Genomic DNA, 19,162 nt, shown 5'->3' with positions numbered 1-19,162 from the left:
GTCACCTTTGCATGCCAATTAAACCATTGAGATAAGCACACCGATGTGCAAGCACTTGCGGAACATTGCTTTCATTCCACTGCGCCCCTGAAATTTTGACTCTGCGACTAATCTGTTTGATAGCAGATTCAACAGCTCCAGACCCAATAGAACAAATTTGCTCACTCTGGTAATAGTCATAATTGACGATCCGATGCCGATGTTTGCGGATATAGTTGCAAAAGACTTGGGCTTGCTTTTTCTTCAACGATTCAAACAGAGTCAAGGTTTCATCCACCTTCCCCTGCCATAAGAGTTGTTCAGCCTGGTGCAGACGCTTGAGAGATCCACCGACCTTATAAAGATTTTCCACCAGATGGTACCAGTCCAGAATCTCCCGTCGTTGCTCAGGTATGCTCAGCTGACGAATGATGTTCCAAATGCCATCATGACCATCCCCTAAGCAGGTCACTGGAGAGGCTAACGGTTGCTGGTGAGTCCAGCCAATGAGCCGGGCATTATTGTGATAATCCGCAATGAGTCCCACGTCTGTTGCTAAGGTTTTATAGTCTTTCCACTGACAAGGTTGGCCTGCAGGTGTGCGGATGCGTACTTTGCCACCATCGACACTCACTTCAGTTAAAGCTTCGTGGGCCTGGGGCGTAGGAAACCGTTGCTGATGGACCAAGCGTTGCTGGGTTTTGGCTGCAACCTGAATACCCGTTAAATAAGCCACATCTTTAGCAGCTTGGGCGTAGGAGACATTGGCACTGATGCGCAAGCAACAATTCTCTAAATGAGGACTGATTTGACGGTAGGAGGAAACGGCTAGACGACTTGCCTGTTGAGTTGTAACCCTTAGAGCGCCCAAGGTGCTTTTCAGTTGTCGGTTGCGCCCTGCTGCTGTGCCAGTAACTGTGCGGATAAAAAAATGACCGAGTTCAGGACTGACATGGGTCTGGATTTGCTGACGCACCGTCATCTCAATGCCTTCTAGCGTCTTCATGTTTTCTGGGTCGCTCTCCTCATAGAGTAATTGTGCTATCGCATCGAGATGGATTTTGAGTTGAGCGGTTTTATCTGAGTTCATTGCTGAAGATTGCTGGGCAACACTTCATATCCTGAACGGTTTCAGATAAATCTGCAAAGGTGACATGCTCCCGGTGTAACTACTACTCACGGGTATGCAGTAAACAAACCTTCGCAAGTTGTGACAAAGTTCTGTTTTCACAACTAAGAGCATGGGCAAGGTACAGAACCGGAAAATTTAATCCCAAAACCCTGCTCAAATACTGGCATTACATTGAGGATAGGCTTACTTTCTCAACGCAGAAAGGAATGAAATTAATCTCTCATTCTTCTATCCCAATCGTGCGCCATATAAAAGTAAAGGGGAACAGGAGCTTCTTTGATGGGGATGTACTGTACTGGAGTACAAGAAGAGGCAAACACCCTGAATTACCTAACCAAGTAGCCTTACTACTTAAAAGGTACAAAGGGAAATGCCCAGCATGTGGACTACTGTTTATGGAAGGCGATTTAGTTGAGGTTGACCACAAAATTCCGAAATTGGATGGTGGGACAGATAGATTCGACAATCTGCAACCGCTTCATCGCCATTGCCACGATGTAAAAACCGCCCGTGATAACGCTAACCGTAAGGCTTTGGTACAGGAAACTGAATTAGAGTCAATCGAAAGCGTCATCAAAATATAGGGCAAATGGTACTGATGACAACAGCCGTATTGTTGAGGAGCGGTGTGAGTTCGAAAGTCTCATGCACCGTTCTGAATGGGAGGGTGACAGGGTGACCTGTCACTCGACCCTAACTTGCTTGGAAGGTATCGCTGCAGGAGATTCAGGCGAATAACTACAATCTGGATGTGAAGAATCCGAATGCGGCGGGGGAGGTGCATGAGGATGCGGCGGTATTACTGGATAAATATCGGTTTGCAATGCAGCAGGCGGATGAGGCGAGATCAGCTTTGAAGGCGGCTTTGCGAGATTGTTTAGAATAGGAAAATCCCTTGAGCGAGGAGATGATGAGATGACAACAGTAACTGAAATTGAGGCGGTGATTCGGCAGTTGCCGGAATCGGAGGCGCGGCAATTGTCAGCATGGTTGGTGGATTATTTAGAGGATATGTGGGATGCAAAAATCAAGGCTGATGTCGAGAGTGGTCGGTTGAATGCATTTATTACTAAGGTCGAGGCGGAGATTGCGGCAGGGGATGTCAGGAGTTTAGATGAAGTCCTTTTATTGGCCAAGCAATATTCGGATGCAGAAGTATCTAATACTCAGCCCAAGGAAAAGGAAACAGAGCAGTTTGACCAAGCTGAACTAAAACGACGCTGGGCAGAATGGGTCGAAGATTTAGAACAGGTTGAAATTCATGAATCCATTGACTTAGCAAACTATAAACAGGTGTACCAAGAGGCATTAAGTGAAAAATACCGCCGTAAGGGTTTGAATTTGTGATTCTCTGCGATACAGGTGTTTTGCTTTGTGTGATTGATCAATCGCAGTCATTACATAAGGTTTATATTGAAGCCTTTACCCGTTTACCGATGCCTTTTTTGACAACTTGGGCTTGTATGACTGAGGCGATGTATTTTGCAGATCGCTGTGGTGGGTATCGGTTGCAGCGTAAGTTAGGCGGAATGCTCCAGAATAATGTTTTACAAATTTATGACATTCAAACAGAGGATTATGAACGCCTCTTTGGGTTGATAGAGACATACCAAGATCGACCCATGGATTTTGCGGATGCAACGCTGGTGTTGGCGGCGGAGCGGACGGGAAAACGACAAATTTTGACGATTGATTCAGATTTTTTGTTTTATCGGATAGGTGATGGTGAGAGCTTTGAGATCATCCCAGTGGATTGATTTCCTCAAAATTAGAGACTAGAAGGCATTTCGGCGAAAGATTTTGGTGCAGTTGTGGTAGATCACTTTAACGTATGAATTTGCAGACGTTTTGGGAGAATTTCGAGGTGATTGCGGAAGCGCCGGGTGGGGTGCAACGGCTGCGGGAGTTGATTTTGGATTTGGCGGTGCGGGGAAAGTTGTCAAAGATACATGAACAAGACGGCACTGCCGCACACTCAATAGAACGGATAGCATGCGAGAAATTAGCACTATTTAAGGCCAAAGCAATTTCCAAGCCAAAAGAAACTCAGTCTGTTGAAAGTACGGAAATTCCATTTGAGCTGCCTTCTAATTGGCAATGGGTTCGTGTTGAAACGGTTTGTACGCACGTAGTGGATTGCTTGCATCGTACGCCGATATATCAGAAGGATGGGTATCCGGCAATTCGTACATCTGATATGCGTCCAGGAGAAATTCTAATTGAACAGGCCCGAAGAGTTGGGCTTGAAGAATATCAACGTCAAACTCAAAGATTACAGCCTCGACCTGGAGATATTTTCTACTCGCGTGAGGGGAATTTCGGAATCGCGGCAGTTGTTCCTAACAACTGCGAAATTTGTCTGTCACAGCGTATGATGCAATTTCGTGTCGCTGCTGAGATAGAACCTTATTTTTTCTCCTGGGCGATGAACTCATCCTTAATATATGGTCAGGCTCGAAAAGATGCTGCGGGTATGACTGTTCCACACGTTAACATTCGTTCCTTGAAGAAGTTTATCTTTCCCCTTCCTCCCCTCGCAGAGCAGAAGCGGATTGTGGCGAAGGTGGATGAATTGATGGCATTGTGCGATCGCTATGAGGTATTGCAGTGCGATCGCAACACCCTACGAACAAAAATGCGAGCAAGTGCGATCGATGCTCTGATGAATGCTGAAACAGATGAATCGCTAAATACTGCCTGGGAATTCGTTCAAGATAACTGGGCATGCCTGAGTCAACAACTTGAAGATGTTGAAGACATAAGACTTTCTATATCACAACTTGCTGTTCAAGGTCGTTTAACAGAACAAAACGACTTAGACGGCTTGGCTAACATGCTGCTTGCTGAAGTCAGAACTCAAATGGATGAGCTAGTCCAGAAGAAAATAATCAAAAAAATTGTGGTTGAAAAAATTTCTCCTGATAAACAACCTCATTTGTTGCCAGTGTCATGGGAGTGGATCAGATTAGGGGATATTCTAACCAGCCTTCGATACGGTACATCTAAGAAATGTGGTTATGATGCTGTGGGTTCGCCTGTTTTGCGAATTCCAAATATTCAGGTAGCAGATGGTTGCCTGAATATTCAAGATTTAAAGTTTGCAGTGCTGACGGATAAAGAAAGAAAAGATTTACAGGTACAACCCGGTGATCTGCTCATGATTCGTTCCAATGGGAGCAAAGCATTGGTTGGGAGAACAGCAGTTGTTACGGATGAAGAAAATGGTTATGCATATGCAGGATATTTAGTACGCCTACGCCCATTCCCAGGCAGTTGTGATGCGATCTACCTAAATCTAGCAATTGGTTCTGTTACTACTAGACAGCAAATTGAATATCCAATTCGCACTACTTCTGGAGTTAAGAATATCAATAGTAAAGAAATTGCTAGTTTGCTATTACCATTGCCCCCCCTTGCTGAACAAAAACGCATCGTCGCTAAAGTTGATCGACTAATGCCTCTCTGTGACACCCTTGAAACTCACCTGCGCAAAACCCAAGATAAAGCCACAGCTCTTGCCGCTGCGGTAGTAGGCCAATTAGAAGTTTAGATTCCAGATCTAAACGCTGTCCTGTAATCTCGTTCCCATGAGCGATAATCACCCCGATTCACTGTATCAACGTATTCGCGACATCCTGAATGCCGCCCAAGTCGGTGTTTCCCGGACCGTTAATACAACACAAGTCGTCTCCTACTGGCTAATCGGGCGCGAAATTGTCGAGCAAGAACAACAGGGACAACAACGGGCCGAATATGGCGAAAGCCTACTCAAAGACCTTTCCCGCAGACTGACCAAAGACGTTGGTAAAGGCTTTTCCCTATCCAATCTCAAATACATACGGCAATTTTATTTGGGCTTCCCTAATCTCTTAATAGCCACTTCAATAAGTCACACAGTGCGTGACCAATCTCTATCGAGTGACCAATTCACTACCCTCAGCCAATCCCAACCCAATTGGCAACCCGGTCAACTTCACCCAAACCTCTCCTGGACCCACTACCGCACCTTACTCCGTGTTGAGAATCTGAACGCTCGCGCCTTCTATGAAATCGAAGCGCTAAAAAATAACTGGTCTGCCCGCGAACTCGAACGCCAAATTAGCAGCCTTCTATTTGAGCGCCTCGCCAAAAGCACCGACAAAGCTGGACTGATGCAGCTTGCTACCGAAGGCCAAATTATCCAAACCCCCAGCGACATCTTCAAAGATCCTGTGGTGATCGAATTCCTCGACCTCCCCGAATCCCCTCACCTCGTTGAATCCGACCTTGAAACTGCCCTGATTAGCAATCTGCAAACCTTTCTGCTTGAACTGGGCAAAGGATTTGCCTTTGTCTCCCGTCAAGAACGGATCAGCCTCGACGGTGATCACTTCTATATCGATCTCGTTTTCTACCACACCATCCTCAAATGCTACATTCTCATCGATCTGAAAGTCGGCAAACTCAACCACGGCGACCTCGGCCAGCTCCAGCTCTACGTCAACTACTACGATCTCGAACGCTGTGTCTCAGACGACAACCCCACCCTCGGCCTAATCCTCTGTTCCGACAAAAACGATGCAGTGGTCAAATACACCCTTGGCCCCAACCAACAAACCAAAATCTTCGCCAGCCGCTACCAACTCCACCTCCCCACTGAAGCTGAACTCCAGGCCGAACTCCATCGCGAAATGGCCCAATTCCAAGATCGACGCCCCCCCAATTCAGATATTTGATGAGCTGTGTTCCCTTGCTGAAGGAGACGGAGAAAAGCCAGTTAGGGCTTCTTGACTTAAGTCCCAGAAGTCAGTTGACTCATCTCCAGATTTGAATGTGAGTATATGTCCCAGGGTGATCTGGCCAATCGCTGCACAGACCAAATCATGAGGTTCAAATAATTGCTGAATTGGCTCAACGCAATCGGGTCTGACGCTAAGTAAAAACCCATAACTAGGGAAACTCACCAGCCACTGTTTAAGGTCTAAACCGGAAGGACAGGGAATCGCTTCTAGATCTAGCATGGCACCACAACCAGAGGTTTCCAATAGCATCAACAAGGTGCCCACTAAGCCCCCCATACTAATGTCTTTCCCGGCATCGCATAAGCCTGACTCAGCCAAAGTGGGGAGTAAGTTGAGATGGGCCTGTAGTGTCTGTGGCTCTGCCATCGTCGCTGCATCCCAAAACGGATAGTTTGGATGAGGCTGACCGTTGAGATCGGTAACCAGCAGTAAAGTATCGCCGGGTTGGGCATTAAAACTGGTCATCAACCGCTGGGCGCGTCCCAAAATCGCAACCGACAAAGCTTCATAAGGACTATGACAGTGGGTATGACCGCCAACAATTGGCACATCAAACGCCTGAGATGCTGCCTTCATCCCGGCCCAAAGTTGTTCTGCCTGTTCAGTAGACTGACTCCAGAGGGCATCCACTACGGCTACAGGTTGACCGCCCATGGCATAGATATCGCTAACGTTGACTAAAATCCCACACCAGCCTGCAAGCCAGGGTTCTGTTTCCACCAATACGGACCACATCCCCTCCGCCGCCAGCAGCAGATACCCTTCACCATCGGGGATAGCGGCACAGTCATCCCCCAGCCAGATAGGAGTTTGAGTGGTATTGTCCGGGACCCAAGCACCCAAGTGACGGGCAACGGGTTGAATATCCCGTTTATGCAGAAGCCCCAAGGTTTGCCGTAACTCTGCTGCTAAATCCGACAGCATTAAGAGGCTTGTAGAAGAGGCTGGGAAGTTTGGGGACGAGGTTCATTCCCAGGCGGATAAAAGGCTAGGTCGGCTTCCATTAGATGATGGGGGCGATCGCAGATCTGTATCTCTTCTAAGGAGTCCCAGTGTTGGCGTTGAAAGAATCGGACGTTCTGGAGTTGGACCGTAGCGAGGAAGCGATCGCATCCCCAAGTATTGGCAGTGGTGACGGCTTTATAAATTAGTCCTTTACCGATGCGTCCGACTCGGCGATAGTCAGCATGAACCCCTAAGCGACCGCCGTACCAGAGTCGATCTTGCGTTTCATAGATGCGGACGACGCCTACCACTTGCTGATCTGGTGGGGCCTCTGGGTCAATGGCCACAATCGGATAGGCGGTGGTATCGATGTCGTCTTTATCCTTGCCTTCAAAGAGTCCTTGTTCCTGACAAAAAATCGCTTGGCGTAGCTCACAATACCCCCGCAAATCTTGGGGAGATTGCGCCAACTTGAAACTATATCGACTGGATGCCATCAGATTCTGCTCCTTTAACATTGCTGATCATTTATTGTTGAGTCGTTGATTTAGTGATGTGGGTGTAGGGATAGTCAATCTCGTTGATGTCTTCTGCCAAATCCGTTAGCGAGAGGTCATTGTTCAGAGATGAAACCAGATCTGCCGTCAGCGGCAAATGCTTATAAATATGTTGGATAGAGTTCAAGGGGATCTCAATTTCGTAATACTCTTCAGCAAACTGTTGGTAAGTGGCAGGATTGCGATCAAGGAGGGCTAGCAGGGCCTCAGAACCGTCTGGGTCGTCACCTTCAGGGAATTCAATGGAACCATGAGACCAAGATTGATCGGAGTAGCGTCGCCAAAGACCAAATGTTGTGTCATCCATTGAGAATGCAGGCTCAGACAAGGCTGACGAGAATGCTTCAGGAACACCCTCCAGCATCCCTGGCCAGATTTTAGGGGGTTGAGTTCGATAGGGGGTCATAGAACAGTCATGGACAAACCCTTTCAAGAAGCATCCAGCGTTATTGAAGAACGCAAAAAACTCATCCCCAGAGCCATCTCGCATGGAACCCATTTGTCCATCCCGTGACCATTTTGCATTGAATGAGTAGTAACGGTATTCCCATTCAGACGATAAGATTGCGTCCAGCATGGCGAGAGATTGTAATAACTGCTTGAGGCTATTCACATTGGGAAGAGAGTCAAGATTGCGGGTTGAAATACTTAGCATCAGTACAGATGAGGATGGGCAATAACAAGTACGAGTTTTGTGTACTTGTAGGAGAGAGTGTGTTGTATGGTTTCCAGTCTCTCTTCTATCAATGCCCTGAGAATGCATAGCACTTACTCAAACGTAGATAAGGCGGAACAAGCCCCACATTTGGCACATCCTGCATTCATCTCTGCGGAAGACATTCCCGCTTGCTTTAACATCGCTCCTACCTGTTGATAGAGGGCAAACATAAACTCGCTACTGGGGGCTGGATGGTGGGCTAAGGGCGTATCGGAAATGGGGACAAAGGGGACGACAAACGGATAAACCCCTAAATCAATCAGCCGTTGGCAGGTTTCCACCAGGGTTTCTAGGCTATCCCCTAGTCCTGCTAATAAATAGGTAGACACTTGGCCCCAACCAAACACCTGAACTGCGGCCTCAAAGGCTTCAAAATAATGGGATAGGGGCACTTCTGCTTTACCGGGCATGATGTGCGATCGCACCTGTGGATCAACCACTTCTAGGTGCATTCCCAAACTGTCTACCCCTGCTGCCTTCATCTGGGCAAACCAGCCAAAATCGTCTGGAGGTTCGCACTGGGCTTGGATGGGCAGGTTGACCCGAGCTTTGATGGCTTGGGCACATTCGGCTAAATAGGCTGCACCGCGATCGCGGGTATTCGGCGTTCCGGTGGTCATAATCATATGCTTGACCCCATCCAGGCGCACCGCCGCTTCCGCCACTTCTGCTAGTTGTTCGGGCGTTTTGCGGGCAATGGTCCGGTCGGCATCTAGGGACTTTTCAATGGCACAAAATTGACAGGCCGTATCGGTATTGCGATACCGCATACAGGTTTGCAATACCGTGGTAGCTAACACGTCATGACTATGGAGCAGGGCAATCTTCCAATAGGGGATGCCGTCTGCTGTTTGTAGTTGGTAAAACTGGGGCTGCTGGGGAAACTCCACCGTGGCCACGGCCTGGTCCGATTTCTTTAACATCGCCTGACGGCCTTGGTTCACCTGGGCGGTATAGGGGGACTGGCTGGCGGTTCCCGTATAGATCGGCACCATCACCGTCGTCCCATCCACGGTCACTGCTTTATGATCCGAGGGGCCAGCTCCACCTCGACGCCCCGCAACGCCAATACTGGGGTCAATCACCTGCAACCCATTCGATTGCAGTTCCGTAATCAGATGTTGTTTGTCCATAATTTTGCTTTAATCGACGGGTCGAGGAATGGGCTCATCGGATAAGAGAGGTAAAGAAGGCTCTTTGTCCTGCTCCGGGAGCGTCGTTGGGGGTGGCTGCATCACTGCCCAAGCCTTTTGATTTACCTGAAGTTGCAGGAGATCGGGCCGCGAATAATGACCCACAGAATCCATCATCCGTTTGCGCTTCGTAATCAGAGAGAAATCGAGGTCGGCAATTGCCATTCCTTCTCCCTCGGTTACGGGGTCACAGAGGGGCACGCCCTCGGGACTGATGATGGCGGTGTAGCATCCCCCACTGAGGACTTTTTGCAGTTTTTCATCGGGGGTGATTTGCAGTTTTTGCTCTGGGGTTAACCAGCCCGTGGCATTAACCACAAAACAGCCCGACTCCAAGGCATGGTGGCGCATCGTCACCTCCATTTGGTCCGCAAAGATTTGTCCCACCATCGACCCCGGAAACTGCCCACAGTGAATTTGCTCCTCCTGAGCCATCAGCGCATACCGCGCCAAGGGATTGTAATGCTCCCAGCAGGCCAAGGCTCCTACTCGACCCACTGCCGTCTCTAGGACGGTCAATCCGGCCCCATCTCCCTGCCCCCAGACCATCCGCTCATGGTAAGTGGGGGTGATCTTGCGTCGCTTTAGCCCCAAGGTGCCATCGGCATCAAAAATCAGTTGGGTGTTGTAGAGGGAACCGCCTTCCCGTTCATTCACCCCCAGAACCACGACCATCTCGTAGGAACGTGCGGCTCGGCTGATGGCATCCACCACCGCCCCCGGTACAGTCACCGCTTCTTCGTAAAGCTGCATATGGGCCTTACCCATGGCCACGGGCGGCTGAACAAAGGAGAAATAGGGGTAATAGGGAACCAAGGTTTCAGGGAAGACAATCAATTGCACCCCTTCTTGGGCTGCAGATGCGATCGCATCCAAAACTTTCTCCGTTGTCCCCTCTCGACTAAACAAGACTGGGCTGATCTGAACAGCGGCAGCTCGCACTGTTTTTGGATGTTCCATGATGATTCCCTCAGAGTATGAGCGGACTAAAGTGACGGCACATCAAAGAGCTACATCGTCCAGGTATCCAGAATGAAGGCACCATCTTTCCGGTGCATCAAGACGATATCTAGGACATCCAAAGGATTGATAGGCTGAATGCCGGGAATTAACGAGGGTTCACCGTGGCCATATAGGGCCTGTAAGGCAAACCGACAGGCATAGACTTTGCCGCCTTCTTCCATGATTTTGACCAGCTGGTTATTCATGGCCATATGACCTGGGAAAGCCTCATCCCCAAGTTTGGGAAACCCTCGCTGCACTCCCAATGTCACACCGGGACCATAGAGCAGAATGGAGGTTTCAAATCCTTTGCGAATCAGACGGGTGGCCTGCAATAAATTGACCAAGCCAATGGACCCTTCAAAGGCCACGGTATGAAAAGTGACTAAGGCTTTTTCACCTGGATCGGCCTGCACATCGGGGAATACTTTTTCCTCATAATCCACAAAAAAGTCGCCAGTCTGGTGGATGGGAGTAGTAACTTCTGGCATCGGTTAAGCATCCTTCTTGAAGAGTTTTGGAAGTGCCTGATGCGTTAATAAGCATCATTAACTCTGCACAGTAAGTGGGTTAAATTTCCTTCCCTGTATCAACTACTACAAACTCTTAATGTCTACTTGAAGTGACAGGGGTACACTAGCTTTTTGCGAAATAAAGACAGCGTAATTGGATGCTACCTATCGAAAGTAATAGGTAGACTACCTCAAAAACGCCTGGCAGCTTTTCTAGTGGGCTATGGCAAAAAGCTACAAGTAAGTTTCAAGTTTTTTATACTGTTAAAAACTATTTTGATGAAATCACCATTCATTTAGAAACAAAATTTGAGATTGTTAAAGTGTGGAGCCTTCATGCAGAAAAGTGGACAGTTGTTGGGGTCGCCCACAACCATATCCTTGTCCATAATCCACTCCCAGAGTGCGTAATTGATTGAGTATCTGATCATTTTCAACGCACTCAGCAACCGTTTCCTTATTGAGCAACTGAGCAATCTCGTTAATCGAGCGCACCATTGCCAAGTCCACTGGATCGTCAACAATATCCTTCACAAATAAGCCATCAATTTTTAAAAAATCAACCGGTAGAGTTTTTAGATATCCAAAAGACGATAACCCACTACCGAAATCATCCAATGAGAAACGACAGCCTCGTGTTCTGAGGGTCTGCATAAATCGGGTGGCATCAGTCAGATTGGCTATAGCAGCAGTTTCAGTAATCTCAAAGCAGATTTTCTTAGCGGATATACCCGTATCATCCAGTTGCTTCAATACGTATGCATGAAAAAATCGATCGCCAATGGAATGCCCAGACAAATTGAGCGTAACTAATGCCAATCGATCAAATACATCAGCGTGGGCAACCAACCACTGAAAAGCGTGACTTACCACCCAACGATCGATTGCAACGGCTAGGTTATATCGCTCGGCAGCTGGCATAAACGCTCCCGGGAGAGAGGTTTTACCATCTTCTTCAATCAAGCGTAATAACAATTCGCAGTGTAATCTGCCGGCAAAACGTTCATTGAGGGGAACAATCGGCTGAGCATACAACTCAAACAGATCTTCCTCTAATGCTTGCTGAATACGGGAGACCCACTTCATCTCGCCATATCGTTGAGCTAACATCTCGTCGTGTTCAAGGTACACATGGACACGATTGCGACCGGAGTCTTTAGCGACATAACAGGCACTATCGGCCGCCTGTAAAATATTGGCAACGTTGGTACTCATGGCATCAACCGTAACCAAACCAAGGCTGACCCCGACGCGAAAACGCTGCTCCTGCCAACTAAAGCTAAAATCTTCGACGGCTTGACGCAAGGTGTTAGCAATGGACTTGGCATTAGTGAGGGAGCAATGCTCTAACAACACCCCGAATTCATCGCCACCTAATCGTGCCAATGTATCGCACTGCCGGATTTTACTCTCGAACAAAACGGACAGCTGTTTTAACAAGGCGTCACCTGCAGCATGTCCACAGGTATCATTGACCAACTTGAACTGATCAAGGTCCAGGTAGCAAAGTGCATGTTCACTATCTTGTGCTTGGGCCATCTCGATGGCCTGCTGCAGGCGGCGTTCAAACTCATAGCGATTAAACAAACCTGTCAGCGCATCATGTTGAGCCTGATGAGAGATTTCCTCTTGTAATCGGCGCTGTTCACTCACATCGTGAAACACCAGAACGACCCCTAATAAGTGATTGTTGGTGTCCCGGATCGGAGCAGCCGAATCTTCAATGGCGAACTCTTGGCCATGCCGATTGATCAACACCGTATGATTCGCTAGACCGACTATGCATCCCTCAGCCAGGCAATGAGCAACTGGATCAGTCACTGGCTCACGACTGTATTCATTAATGAGTCGAAATACCTCAGGGAGTGGCGCTCCTTGTGCAGATTCTAGTGACCAACCCGTCAATCTCTCGGCAACTGGGTTGAGATAATCGACACGTCCCTCGGCATCAGTGGTAATCACTGCATCACCAATCGATTCAAGAGTCACTTGCGCACGCTCTTTAGCCTGTGCGAGTTCAATGGTACGCTCCTGTACTCTTTTTTCCAGTGCTTGGTTAGTCGCCTCGGTCAAAGCTTGGATTTGACGGAGCTGTTGATGTTGAGTCGCCTGTAAGCGCCAGAGCACAATCCCTAAGCTGATAGCCAGCATTCCAAAGGCAAACGCAATCAGATCTAGGGGTTGCAGTTGATGTTCAATATTGTTTTTGGGGATGACAAAAGCGATCGCCCAATTTGCTTCTTTAGAGGGGAGATAAGCAATATATTGAAGTCGCCCATCCATGTTACGCAGTTCAATGCCTTCTTGCCGATCAACCATTCGCTTGGCGATGTCAGCTAAATCTGTATTGGTATCGTCTAGCAAGCTAGCTGCAGGCTCTTCTTGCGTCGACATCCACTGAGTATCTGGATGAACCATAGCCCGGCCATCAGAATTCAGGACAAATGCATAACTATCAGGGCCATACTTTAACCTTGAGACCACCTCTGACACCAGTTCAACCGTGACAGCGTTATTAACAGCGCCTAAAATGCTGGGTTTCTGCTGAATAGCATCTGACTCATCCAGTGATGATGGGGCTGGTGGGACTGTGGACCAAATTGGTGTTGATATCAATATTTGAGTAACACCTGTGGTGGGGGAGACAACTGCATCACTGACAAACGTTTTGCCTTTTAAGACTTCTCGTAGGTAGTTTCGGTGACGTAAGTCTTGCCGCTGGAGTCCCACAGACGTGTTAGCAATTAAATAGCGGTCTTTCCCAATCAAGGAGAGCTTGAATGATTCTTGGTTTCGCTTCAGTTCATCCATAAAGTAGGGTTCTATCGTCGACCAGTCTAAAGAGAGAACCGTGGGAGTATTGGCAATGGTCTCGGTTTGAGACTTCAATCTAGCTAACCAGGTATCAATTTCTCCTGCACCATGCTGCGCTTCTTCAAAGGCATTTTGCCTCAGACTCTCCAGTGCCAAATGTCGTATTACGCTATAGCTGTAATATGCGGCTACAGTAACAATAACTAAGGCAGTTCCTACAAAAGCTTGGAGCCAGTTTATCTGTCGATCTGACTGATTGGGGGGATTGGGTGAAGCGCTAAGTGGCTTTACTTTATAGGCTTTAATCATACATTCAGAGGCCCACAAGAATTCGATGAGTTTGCAAGAATAAAATTAAATGTACTACTTGCATATTTGTGGGGATGTATTACATTGAATGTGTTAACACATATAGCGAAGAACACCAATTGCGTAGCCTTGAATCTATTGTGGCCTGTCTTAAAGAAACGTAGATAACCCAAAGGTTTGCTGAGTGAATGATCATGGAGTATACAACGATTTCTCTACAAAATTGAATATTCAATCCAGCATTAAAATATCTTAATTCCTTTTTTTTACGACTTATTGGATGTCACTCATAATAAGTTGTCAAGCATACTCGACAGGGTTGATTTCTCTTAATCATCTTGGAGGAGTATCATATTATTTCATTCCAGGTTCTAAGAGTGATTCACAGGCATCCATGAAGTTAAAATGATTTTTTATTTCCATATTAGAGTTATCTCTCAAATACCAGATAGCTCCGATACTATTATTCAGTTTTTGATAGAATTCGAGTCTCAACTGGACTATTTTAGGCAGTGGTTGTCGAAAGATTCTATTCAAGTATTCGTCATAATTTTTTTCAACCTATTTCCTTGATAAAAGAATGGTGATGCATGCCTGGAATCACTTTTTAATAAGAATTGAATATAAATCACTAATTGTATATCTTGGTGGGTTTCAGTAAGCTATTTCTTTGGTTTTCTAATTAAAGATGTGATTTCTATTACCTAGAAAACATGCCATTCTTTCTCCAGTCTTCATCCTTCGATTGATAGCATTTCATTCTTCACAACTTTCTTGAACTCGTTTGTGGCACCCTTGCTTGGGAGCATCAATTTGACTGAGCCACCTCTTGATCTTCTGCGAGACCTATAATCTATTTTCTTGCGAGAGTTTATTGAAATAACGACAGAATACTTGTGCTTCCATGCTCATTTAAGAGTCTTTGCACGGATCTCTGACTATCAAGTCAGTCCAAGTTCAAGAATTACTCTAATATTTCAGGAAGCTATCTAAACTGCTAGGTTCATCCGTTCAAAACGAGTATTCTTCACAGAGTCATTAGACCAGAGATGTCGTGAAGCCTAGGGAAAGTCACAAACCTCAGCAATCTGTATCTCTTGCTACTCGTTGTCGTCTCATTCCCCCTTTATGGTGCCAATAGTCTTCGACGTACTCAGTTCAAAGGGGAATCTAGTATGGGCAGCCATTATTCCGTCATTATTGTGGGCGGTGGACAAGCAGGCTTATCCATTAGTTACTGTTTAGGTGAATGTCAGATTGATCACATTATCTTTGAGCAGTATCAGATTGCCCATTCCTGGCGGAGCAAGCGTTGGGATTCTTTTTGTTTAGTTACCCCCAACTGGCAATGTCAGCTACCGGGATTTTCCTATTCTGGAGATGACTCCAACGGATTTATGCAAAAAGACCAAATTGTCGACTATATCGAAGCCTACGCTCGTTCCTTTAATCCTCCCGTTAGAGAAGGCGTTAGTGTGCAGCGAGTGCGCAAAAATCCCATTAGCGATGTGTTTGAAGTCTCTACCTCGATTGGGGAATTCACGGCTGATCAAATTGTGGTAGCCACTGGAGGCTATCATCGACCTCGCATTCCTGGTATAGCCCAGGGCCTTCCTGAAGAGATTTGCCAACTTCATTCTTCTGAGTATAAAAATCCGGAGAGTTTAGCCGATGGAGCTGTGATTGTAGTGGGCACCGGGCAGTCGGGCTGTCAGATTGCCGAAGACCTTCATCTAGCAGGGAAACAGGTGCATTTATGTGTCGGTAGTGCGCCGCGATCGCCCCGTCGATACCGAGGTAAAGATGTGGTGGATTGGTTGGATCAACTGGGTTACTACGACCTGACCATTGAAGATCATCCTCAAAAAGAGAATGTGAGAACTAAAACCAACCACTATGTCACGGGACGCGGAGGTGGGCGGGAAATTGATTTGCGTCATTTTGCCCTGGAAGGGATGCAGCTCTACGGGAGACTGGCGGATATTCGTGGGTCTCAGTTAACGTTTCAGCCCAATTTGAAAGCGAACTTGGATCAGGCCGATGCAGTGGCTGAAAGTATCAAAGGAACGATTGATGCTTATATTGAAAAACATCAAATTGAAGCGCCAGTGGATGCATCCTATTCGCCCGTATGGGAACCTCCCTCTGAACCCACTGCATTGGATCTACAAACGGCCAATATTGGCACCGTGATTTGGTCTATTGGCTATGACATGGACTATTCCTGGGTGGAAATTCCTGTGTTTGATGGCAAGGGCTATCCCGGTCATGATCGGGGCGTGACGGGAGTGAAAGGACTGTATTTTGTGGGCTTGCCTTGGCTCTATACTTGGGGGTCAGGCCGCTTTTCAGGGATTGCTCGGGATGTTCGGTATGTGGCTGACTATATTCAGGCCAATCATCGGGTGAATGTGCGATCTCAACTTCGCTTCAATGAAATGGCCATTGGATCTTAACCATCATCGACATTACCCTAATCCCGTCGCCTCGCTTTTTGTGCCTGCTCACGCACTTGATTATTGATTAAATAGCCAAAGCCAGCTTTTTCTAGTCGATAGATAAAGTTTTCTAGCGACTCCCCCATGGATAAGGCGGTTCGTTCTAAGTGCCAGCCCTGGGCAGCGAGCTGGCTGAGTAAATAGGCCCTTCGAGCCTGACCTGCAGATAAACGATAGGTTTTTAGGTATTCTAGTTGTCCATCATTGCGGACAATCGCTTCACCAATGTGATTTTCAGATTTGAGTTTGAGGTCGGTGATAAAGCGCTGAAGCGTAAACGGACCCGCTGTGTAAATGCGCTTGGATTCGACTGGACGTTGGAGGAGATCGCTGGCCATTAGTCCTTGAAAGTCAGCCCAGTCTTGTCTGAGGGTTGAGATCGCATCCCGCAAATCCGCCAAAGTCTCCACCTTAGACTCATCCACCTGGGACTGCATCGGCACTGTGCCCCCATAGAGTCCGTACTGATACAGCAGTTCTCCATAGAAATCTTGCAGCAGACTGGGGTGTAGCAGCCGGTAATCTTCCGGTGTGGGGGTGATAAAAGCAGAGGCCAACGCTTCCGACACAAACAGCAGCATCCCCACCTGATGCTCATGAATCTCAAATACCCGCAGGGCATCTGCGAGTCCTTGAATCGCCTGCCCTGACACGGACCATTCGGTTCGAGGCGATAACCCTTGGGAGAGAGCCTGCTTAGAATACTCACTCCAAGCAATATCTGGCCCGGAGAAAAACAGAGACAAGAAGCCTTCCATCGCTAGATGCAGAGGGAGAAATCGGAGCTGATTGCGAGCTTCCCGCTTCGCCATTCGCGATAGCACTCTGACGCTAACGGGACCGGCATTAAACCGTTGCCCGTCAGTCCCTAATTGGCTTCCTTTCGCTGCAACAGGCTGACCCTCCTCATTCCAGGACAGCACCAATCCGTGGGGCACGTAGGACGTGTACTTGAGACCAGCTTCTAGAGGTTTGCCTTGGAGCGAGACCACCGTCAGATCGTCGTTATAGTCGCGTTTGGCTAGACGCAGATCGCCCCGAATATTTCGGCGCAGTAACGGCACAATCCGAATCCCTCCCCAGACTTGAGAGGGGGCAATCTCTATCCCCTTGAGGGAAAGGGTATTCAGTAGAGGCGCTTTAGGAGCCATGATGAGGATTGAATTTGGAGAGAAACTGCTGAACCCGGACCTTTAAATACTGTTCCAGATCCCCTAGAGAAGATTTGCCGTCAGCAAATTGAGCAAAGCCCAGCACTGTTGGTAAGTCCTCAGCATCTCGTAGTCCGACAGTGGGTACTGCGGAACTGAGGTTTCGAACGGAAAAGTCATCTGCATTGAAAACCGGATTGCAGTGCAGGATCGAAACGGATGGATCAAGGCGACGACGAAACACCCGCAACACTTCTGCGGCACCATTGGGTGGATCATTCTCCCAGCCATCGGACAAAATCACCACTACATCAGGATGGGTTGCGAGGGCATCCAGCAAGGGTGTAGCCAGATCGGTCTGTCCCCGAGGTTGCACCAGTATTGGATCGGAGATAGGTAATGTCCAAAAGGCCTGATATTGATCGGATGCCGCTTGCAACAGATAGTGAATGGCTAAGGCGACTCCCAAAGGCCGTCTCCGCTTTTCATTCGAGCCGCTACTGGAATAGCTACAGTCCAGTACTGCTGCCACCTTTCCCAGCCGTAAAGGAGCCCGATGCAGCGCTGCTTGGGCCGATTGTTGTAAAGCCTCAGTCAATTCCGTATGTCGTGCTTTTCGATCCTTTATCGGCAAGGATAAGCAGTAGAGGGCCAGCTTCGTGATCGGGGTGCGTTTGAGATCAACCGTGAGTTTTGAGTTGCGATCGCATTCCGTACTCTGCTGCATCCGCACTTTTTCAGCCTGAGTCATTTGGGCTTCGATGCGGGCCAAAAAGCGATTGCGGGGAATCTGATGTTTTGCCGCCAACCCTTCTGCCACCGTAAAGGGCAGGGCATAGATCGCGTCTTGGCTGTAATACGCTTTTCGAAATTTCTCAAACAGCTCAGTTTCAAACTGCTGGGGCCAGTCTCGAAACAAAAACGGCCCCACTTCACCCGGTAGTTTCAGGTGATTGTGAGTGGCGATTCCACTGACCTTAGAGCGATACTTCACTGCATCAAAGTCCAGCCGCTGGTGGTGTTGCGCAATATAGTCCCGGGCAATCGCCCTAGCTCGACGGTTATTAATGCGTCGCTTTCGAATTTGCTCCAGCACTTTCCAGGCCCGCTGGGGTGGCAACGCATTTAGGGTAGAAGCGATCAGAGTGCCTTCTTCCTGGCGATGTTCTGGGAGTGTTTGTTTCCCCGTTGCCAGTAATTTGAGAATAATTTGGCCCTGATTAAAGTGATTAATCCCTGCGGCTAAGGTGCGGGCATAGAGCAGTCGATAGTTGCCCAAAATATAGTCATGCAAGAAATCGAGGGAAAGCTTCTGTCCCCAGGCCTCGTCGTAAAATTCCCGCTGCCCCGTACAGCTCAGACAGGCATTGATAAACATGACCAGGTCTTCTCGTTCGACCTGCTGCTGACGTTCCGTCCAGGTAGAAGCCATTGTCTTAGATATAAATCAGCCCGCTTGGGGAGTAGTGGTACGACAGACTTGCGCCATTTTCAAGATGGAGTTCGGAAGTCGCACTCAAGTCCCGCAAACGGAGCTTCCACGCTAGCACACCCACATTGTCCGAACCATG

At 47.9% G+C, this 19,162-nt stretch carries 17 protein-coding genes and 1 pseudogene; 8 read left to right on the top strand and 10 right to left on the bottom strand.

The window, feature by feature from the left end; all coding sequences use genetic code 11:
• Position 1 precedes the first annotated feature (1 nt).
• Positions 2-1,069 carry an ISKra4 family transposase gene (locus tag HRE53_RS09105; protein ID WP_235108859.1) on the bottom strand — a complete coding sequence of 356 codons (1,068 nt, stop codon included), beginning with the start codon at positions 1,067-1,069 and terminating at the stop codon, positions 2-4.
• Positions 1,070-1,128: 59 nt separating this feature from the next.
• Here HRE53_RS09105 and HRE53_RS34315 point away from each other — a divergent pair.
• The 7 genes and pseudogenes from HRE53_RS34315 to HRE53_RS09075 all read left to right on the top strand — a co-directional run.
• Positions 1,129-1,239, top strand: a pseudogene (locus HRE53_RS34315) (group II intron maturase-specific domain-containing protein); the annotation flags it as partial.
• A gap of 78 nt (positions 1,240-1,317) precedes the next feature.
• The gene (locus tag HRE53_RS09095; RefSeq protein ID WP_235111078.1) at positions 1,318-1,695 is read left to right on the top strand and encodes an HNH endonuclease; all 378 of its coding nucleotides are present in this window, start codon (positions 1,318-1,320) and stop codon (positions 1,693-1,695) included.
• Positions 1,696-1,862: 167 nt separating this feature from the next.
• Positions 1,863-1,997 (top strand): hypothetical protein, encoded by a 135-nt coding sequence (locus HRE53_RS34310; protein ID WP_255801326.1) that lies wholly within the window; start codon positions 1,863-1,865, stop codon positions 1,995-1,997.
• Between the two features lie 29 nt (positions 1,998-2,026).
• Positions 2,027-2,458 carry a hypothetical protein gene (locus HRE53_RS09090; protein ID WP_235110076.1) on the top strand — a complete coding sequence of 144 codons (432 nt, stop codon included), beginning with the start codon at positions 2,027-2,029 and terminating at the stop codon, positions 2,456-2,458.
• The gene (locus HRE53_RS09085) at positions 2,455-2,868 is read left to right on the top strand and encodes a type II toxin-antitoxin system VapC family toxin (protein ID WP_235110074.1); all 414 of its coding nucleotides are present in this window, start codon (positions 2,455-2,457) and stop codon (positions 2,866-2,868) included. The genes HRE53_RS09090 and HRE53_RS09085 overlap by 4 nt, the downstream gene beginning before the upstream one ends.
• A gap of 74 nt (positions 2,869-2,942) precedes the next feature.
• Positions 2,943-4,661 (top strand): restriction endonuclease subunit S, encoded by a 1,719-nt coding sequence (locus HRE53_RS09080; RefSeq protein WP_235110072.1) that lies wholly within the window; start codon positions 2,943-2,945, stop codon positions 4,659-4,661.
• A gap of 37 nt (positions 4,662-4,698) precedes the next feature.
• Positions 4,699-5,826 (top strand): YhcG family protein, encoded by a 1,128-nt coding sequence (locus HRE53_RS09075; protein ID WP_235110071.1) that lies wholly within the window; start codon positions 4,699-4,701, stop codon positions 5,824-5,826.
• On the opposite strand, the gene HRE53_RS09070 is transcribed toward HRE53_RS09075, so the two are convergent.
• The 7 genes from HRE53_RS09070 to HRE53_RS09040 all read right to left on the bottom strand — a co-directional run bounded on the left by HRE53_RS09070 (position 5,815) and on the right by HRE53_RS09040 (position 13,942).
• The gene (locus HRE53_RS09070; RefSeq protein ID WP_235110070.1) at positions 5,815-6,816 is read right to left on the bottom strand and encodes a sll0787 family AIR synthase-like protein; all 1,002 of its coding nucleotides are present in this window, start codon (positions 6,814-6,816) and stop codon (positions 5,815-5,817) included. The two genes, HRE53_RS09075 and HRE53_RS09070, sit on opposite strands and share 12 nt — an antisense overlap.
• Positions 6,816-7,334: an MSMEG_0567/Sll0786 family nitrogen starvation N-acetyltransferase gene (locus HRE53_RS09065; protein ID WP_235110069.1), complete on the bottom strand. Its 519-nt coding sequence runs from the start codon at positions 7,332-7,334 to the stop codon at positions 6,816-6,818. The genes HRE53_RS09070 and HRE53_RS09065 overlap by 1 nt, the downstream gene beginning before the upstream one ends.
• A 31-nt stretch (positions 7,335-7,365) precedes the next feature.
• Positions 7,366-8,049, bottom strand: a complete 684-nt coding sequence (locus HRE53_RS09060) for a hypothetical protein (RefSeq protein WP_235110068.1) — start codon at positions 8,047-8,049, stop codon at positions 7,366-7,368.
• A 113-nt stretch (positions 8,050-8,162) separates the two neighbouring features.
• On the bottom strand, positions 8,163-9,245 hold the full coding sequence (locus tag HRE53_RS09055) for an MSMEG_0568 family radical SAM protein (protein WP_235110067.1): 1,083 nt from the start codon (positions 9,243-9,245) through the stop codon (positions 8,163-8,165).
• A 9-nt stretch (positions 9,246-9,254) separates the two neighbouring features.
• A complete protein-coding gene (locus HRE53_RS09050; RefSeq protein ID WP_235110066.1) occupies positions 9,255-10,265 on the bottom strand; it encodes a Nit6803 family nitrilase in 1,011 nt (336 codons plus the stop codon).
• Positions 10,266-10,315: 50 nt separating this feature from the next.
• Complete coding sequence (locus tag HRE53_RS09045) at positions 10,316-10,798, bottom strand: MSMEG_0572/Sll0783 family nitrogen starvation response protein (protein ID WP_212663139.1); 483 nt, start codon at positions 10,796-10,798, stop codon at positions 10,316-10,318.
• A 339-nt stretch (positions 10,799-11,137) separates the two neighbouring features.
• Entirely contained in the window at positions 11,138-13,942 is a 2,805-nt protein-coding gene (locus HRE53_RS09040) for an EAL domain-containing protein (RefSeq protein ID WP_235110064.1), read from the bottom strand.
• A gap of 1,175 nt (positions 13,943-15,117) precedes the next feature.
• Here HRE53_RS09040 and HRE53_RS09035 point away from each other — a divergent pair.
• Positions 15,118-16,398 (top strand): MSMEG_0569 family flavin-dependent oxidoreductase, encoded by a 1,281-nt coding sequence (locus tag HRE53_RS09035; RefSeq protein ID WP_235110062.1) that lies wholly within the window; start codon positions 15,118-15,120, stop codon positions 16,396-16,398.
• Positions 16,399-16,415: 17 nt separating this feature from the next.
• Here HRE53_RS09035 and HRE53_RS09030 read toward each other — a convergent pair whose 3' ends face one another.
• Positions 16,416-17,591, bottom strand: a complete 1,176-nt coding sequence (locus HRE53_RS09030) for an ARPP-2 domain-containing protein (RefSeq protein WP_235110060.1) — start codon at positions 17,589-17,591, stop codon at positions 16,416-16,418.
• Positions 17,581-19,023: a VWA domain-containing protein gene (locus tag HRE53_RS09025; RefSeq protein WP_235110059.1), complete on the bottom strand. Its 1,443-nt coding sequence runs from the start codon at positions 19,021-19,023 to the stop codon at positions 17,581-17,583. Before HRE53_RS09025 ends, HRE53_RS09030 begins: the two co-directional genes overlap by 11 nt.
• Positions 19,024-19,162 lie beyond the last annotated feature (139 nt).

The sequence above is a fragment of the Acaryochloris sp. 'Moss Beach' genome, from assembly GCF_021497025.1.
In the GTDB taxonomy this organism is placed as follows: domain Bacteria; phylum Cyanobacteriota; class Cyanobacteriia; order Thermosynechococcales; family Thermosynechococcaceae; genus Acaryochloris; species Acaryochloris marina_A.
This window is presented reverse-complemented; position numbering and strand designations above follow the sequence as displayed.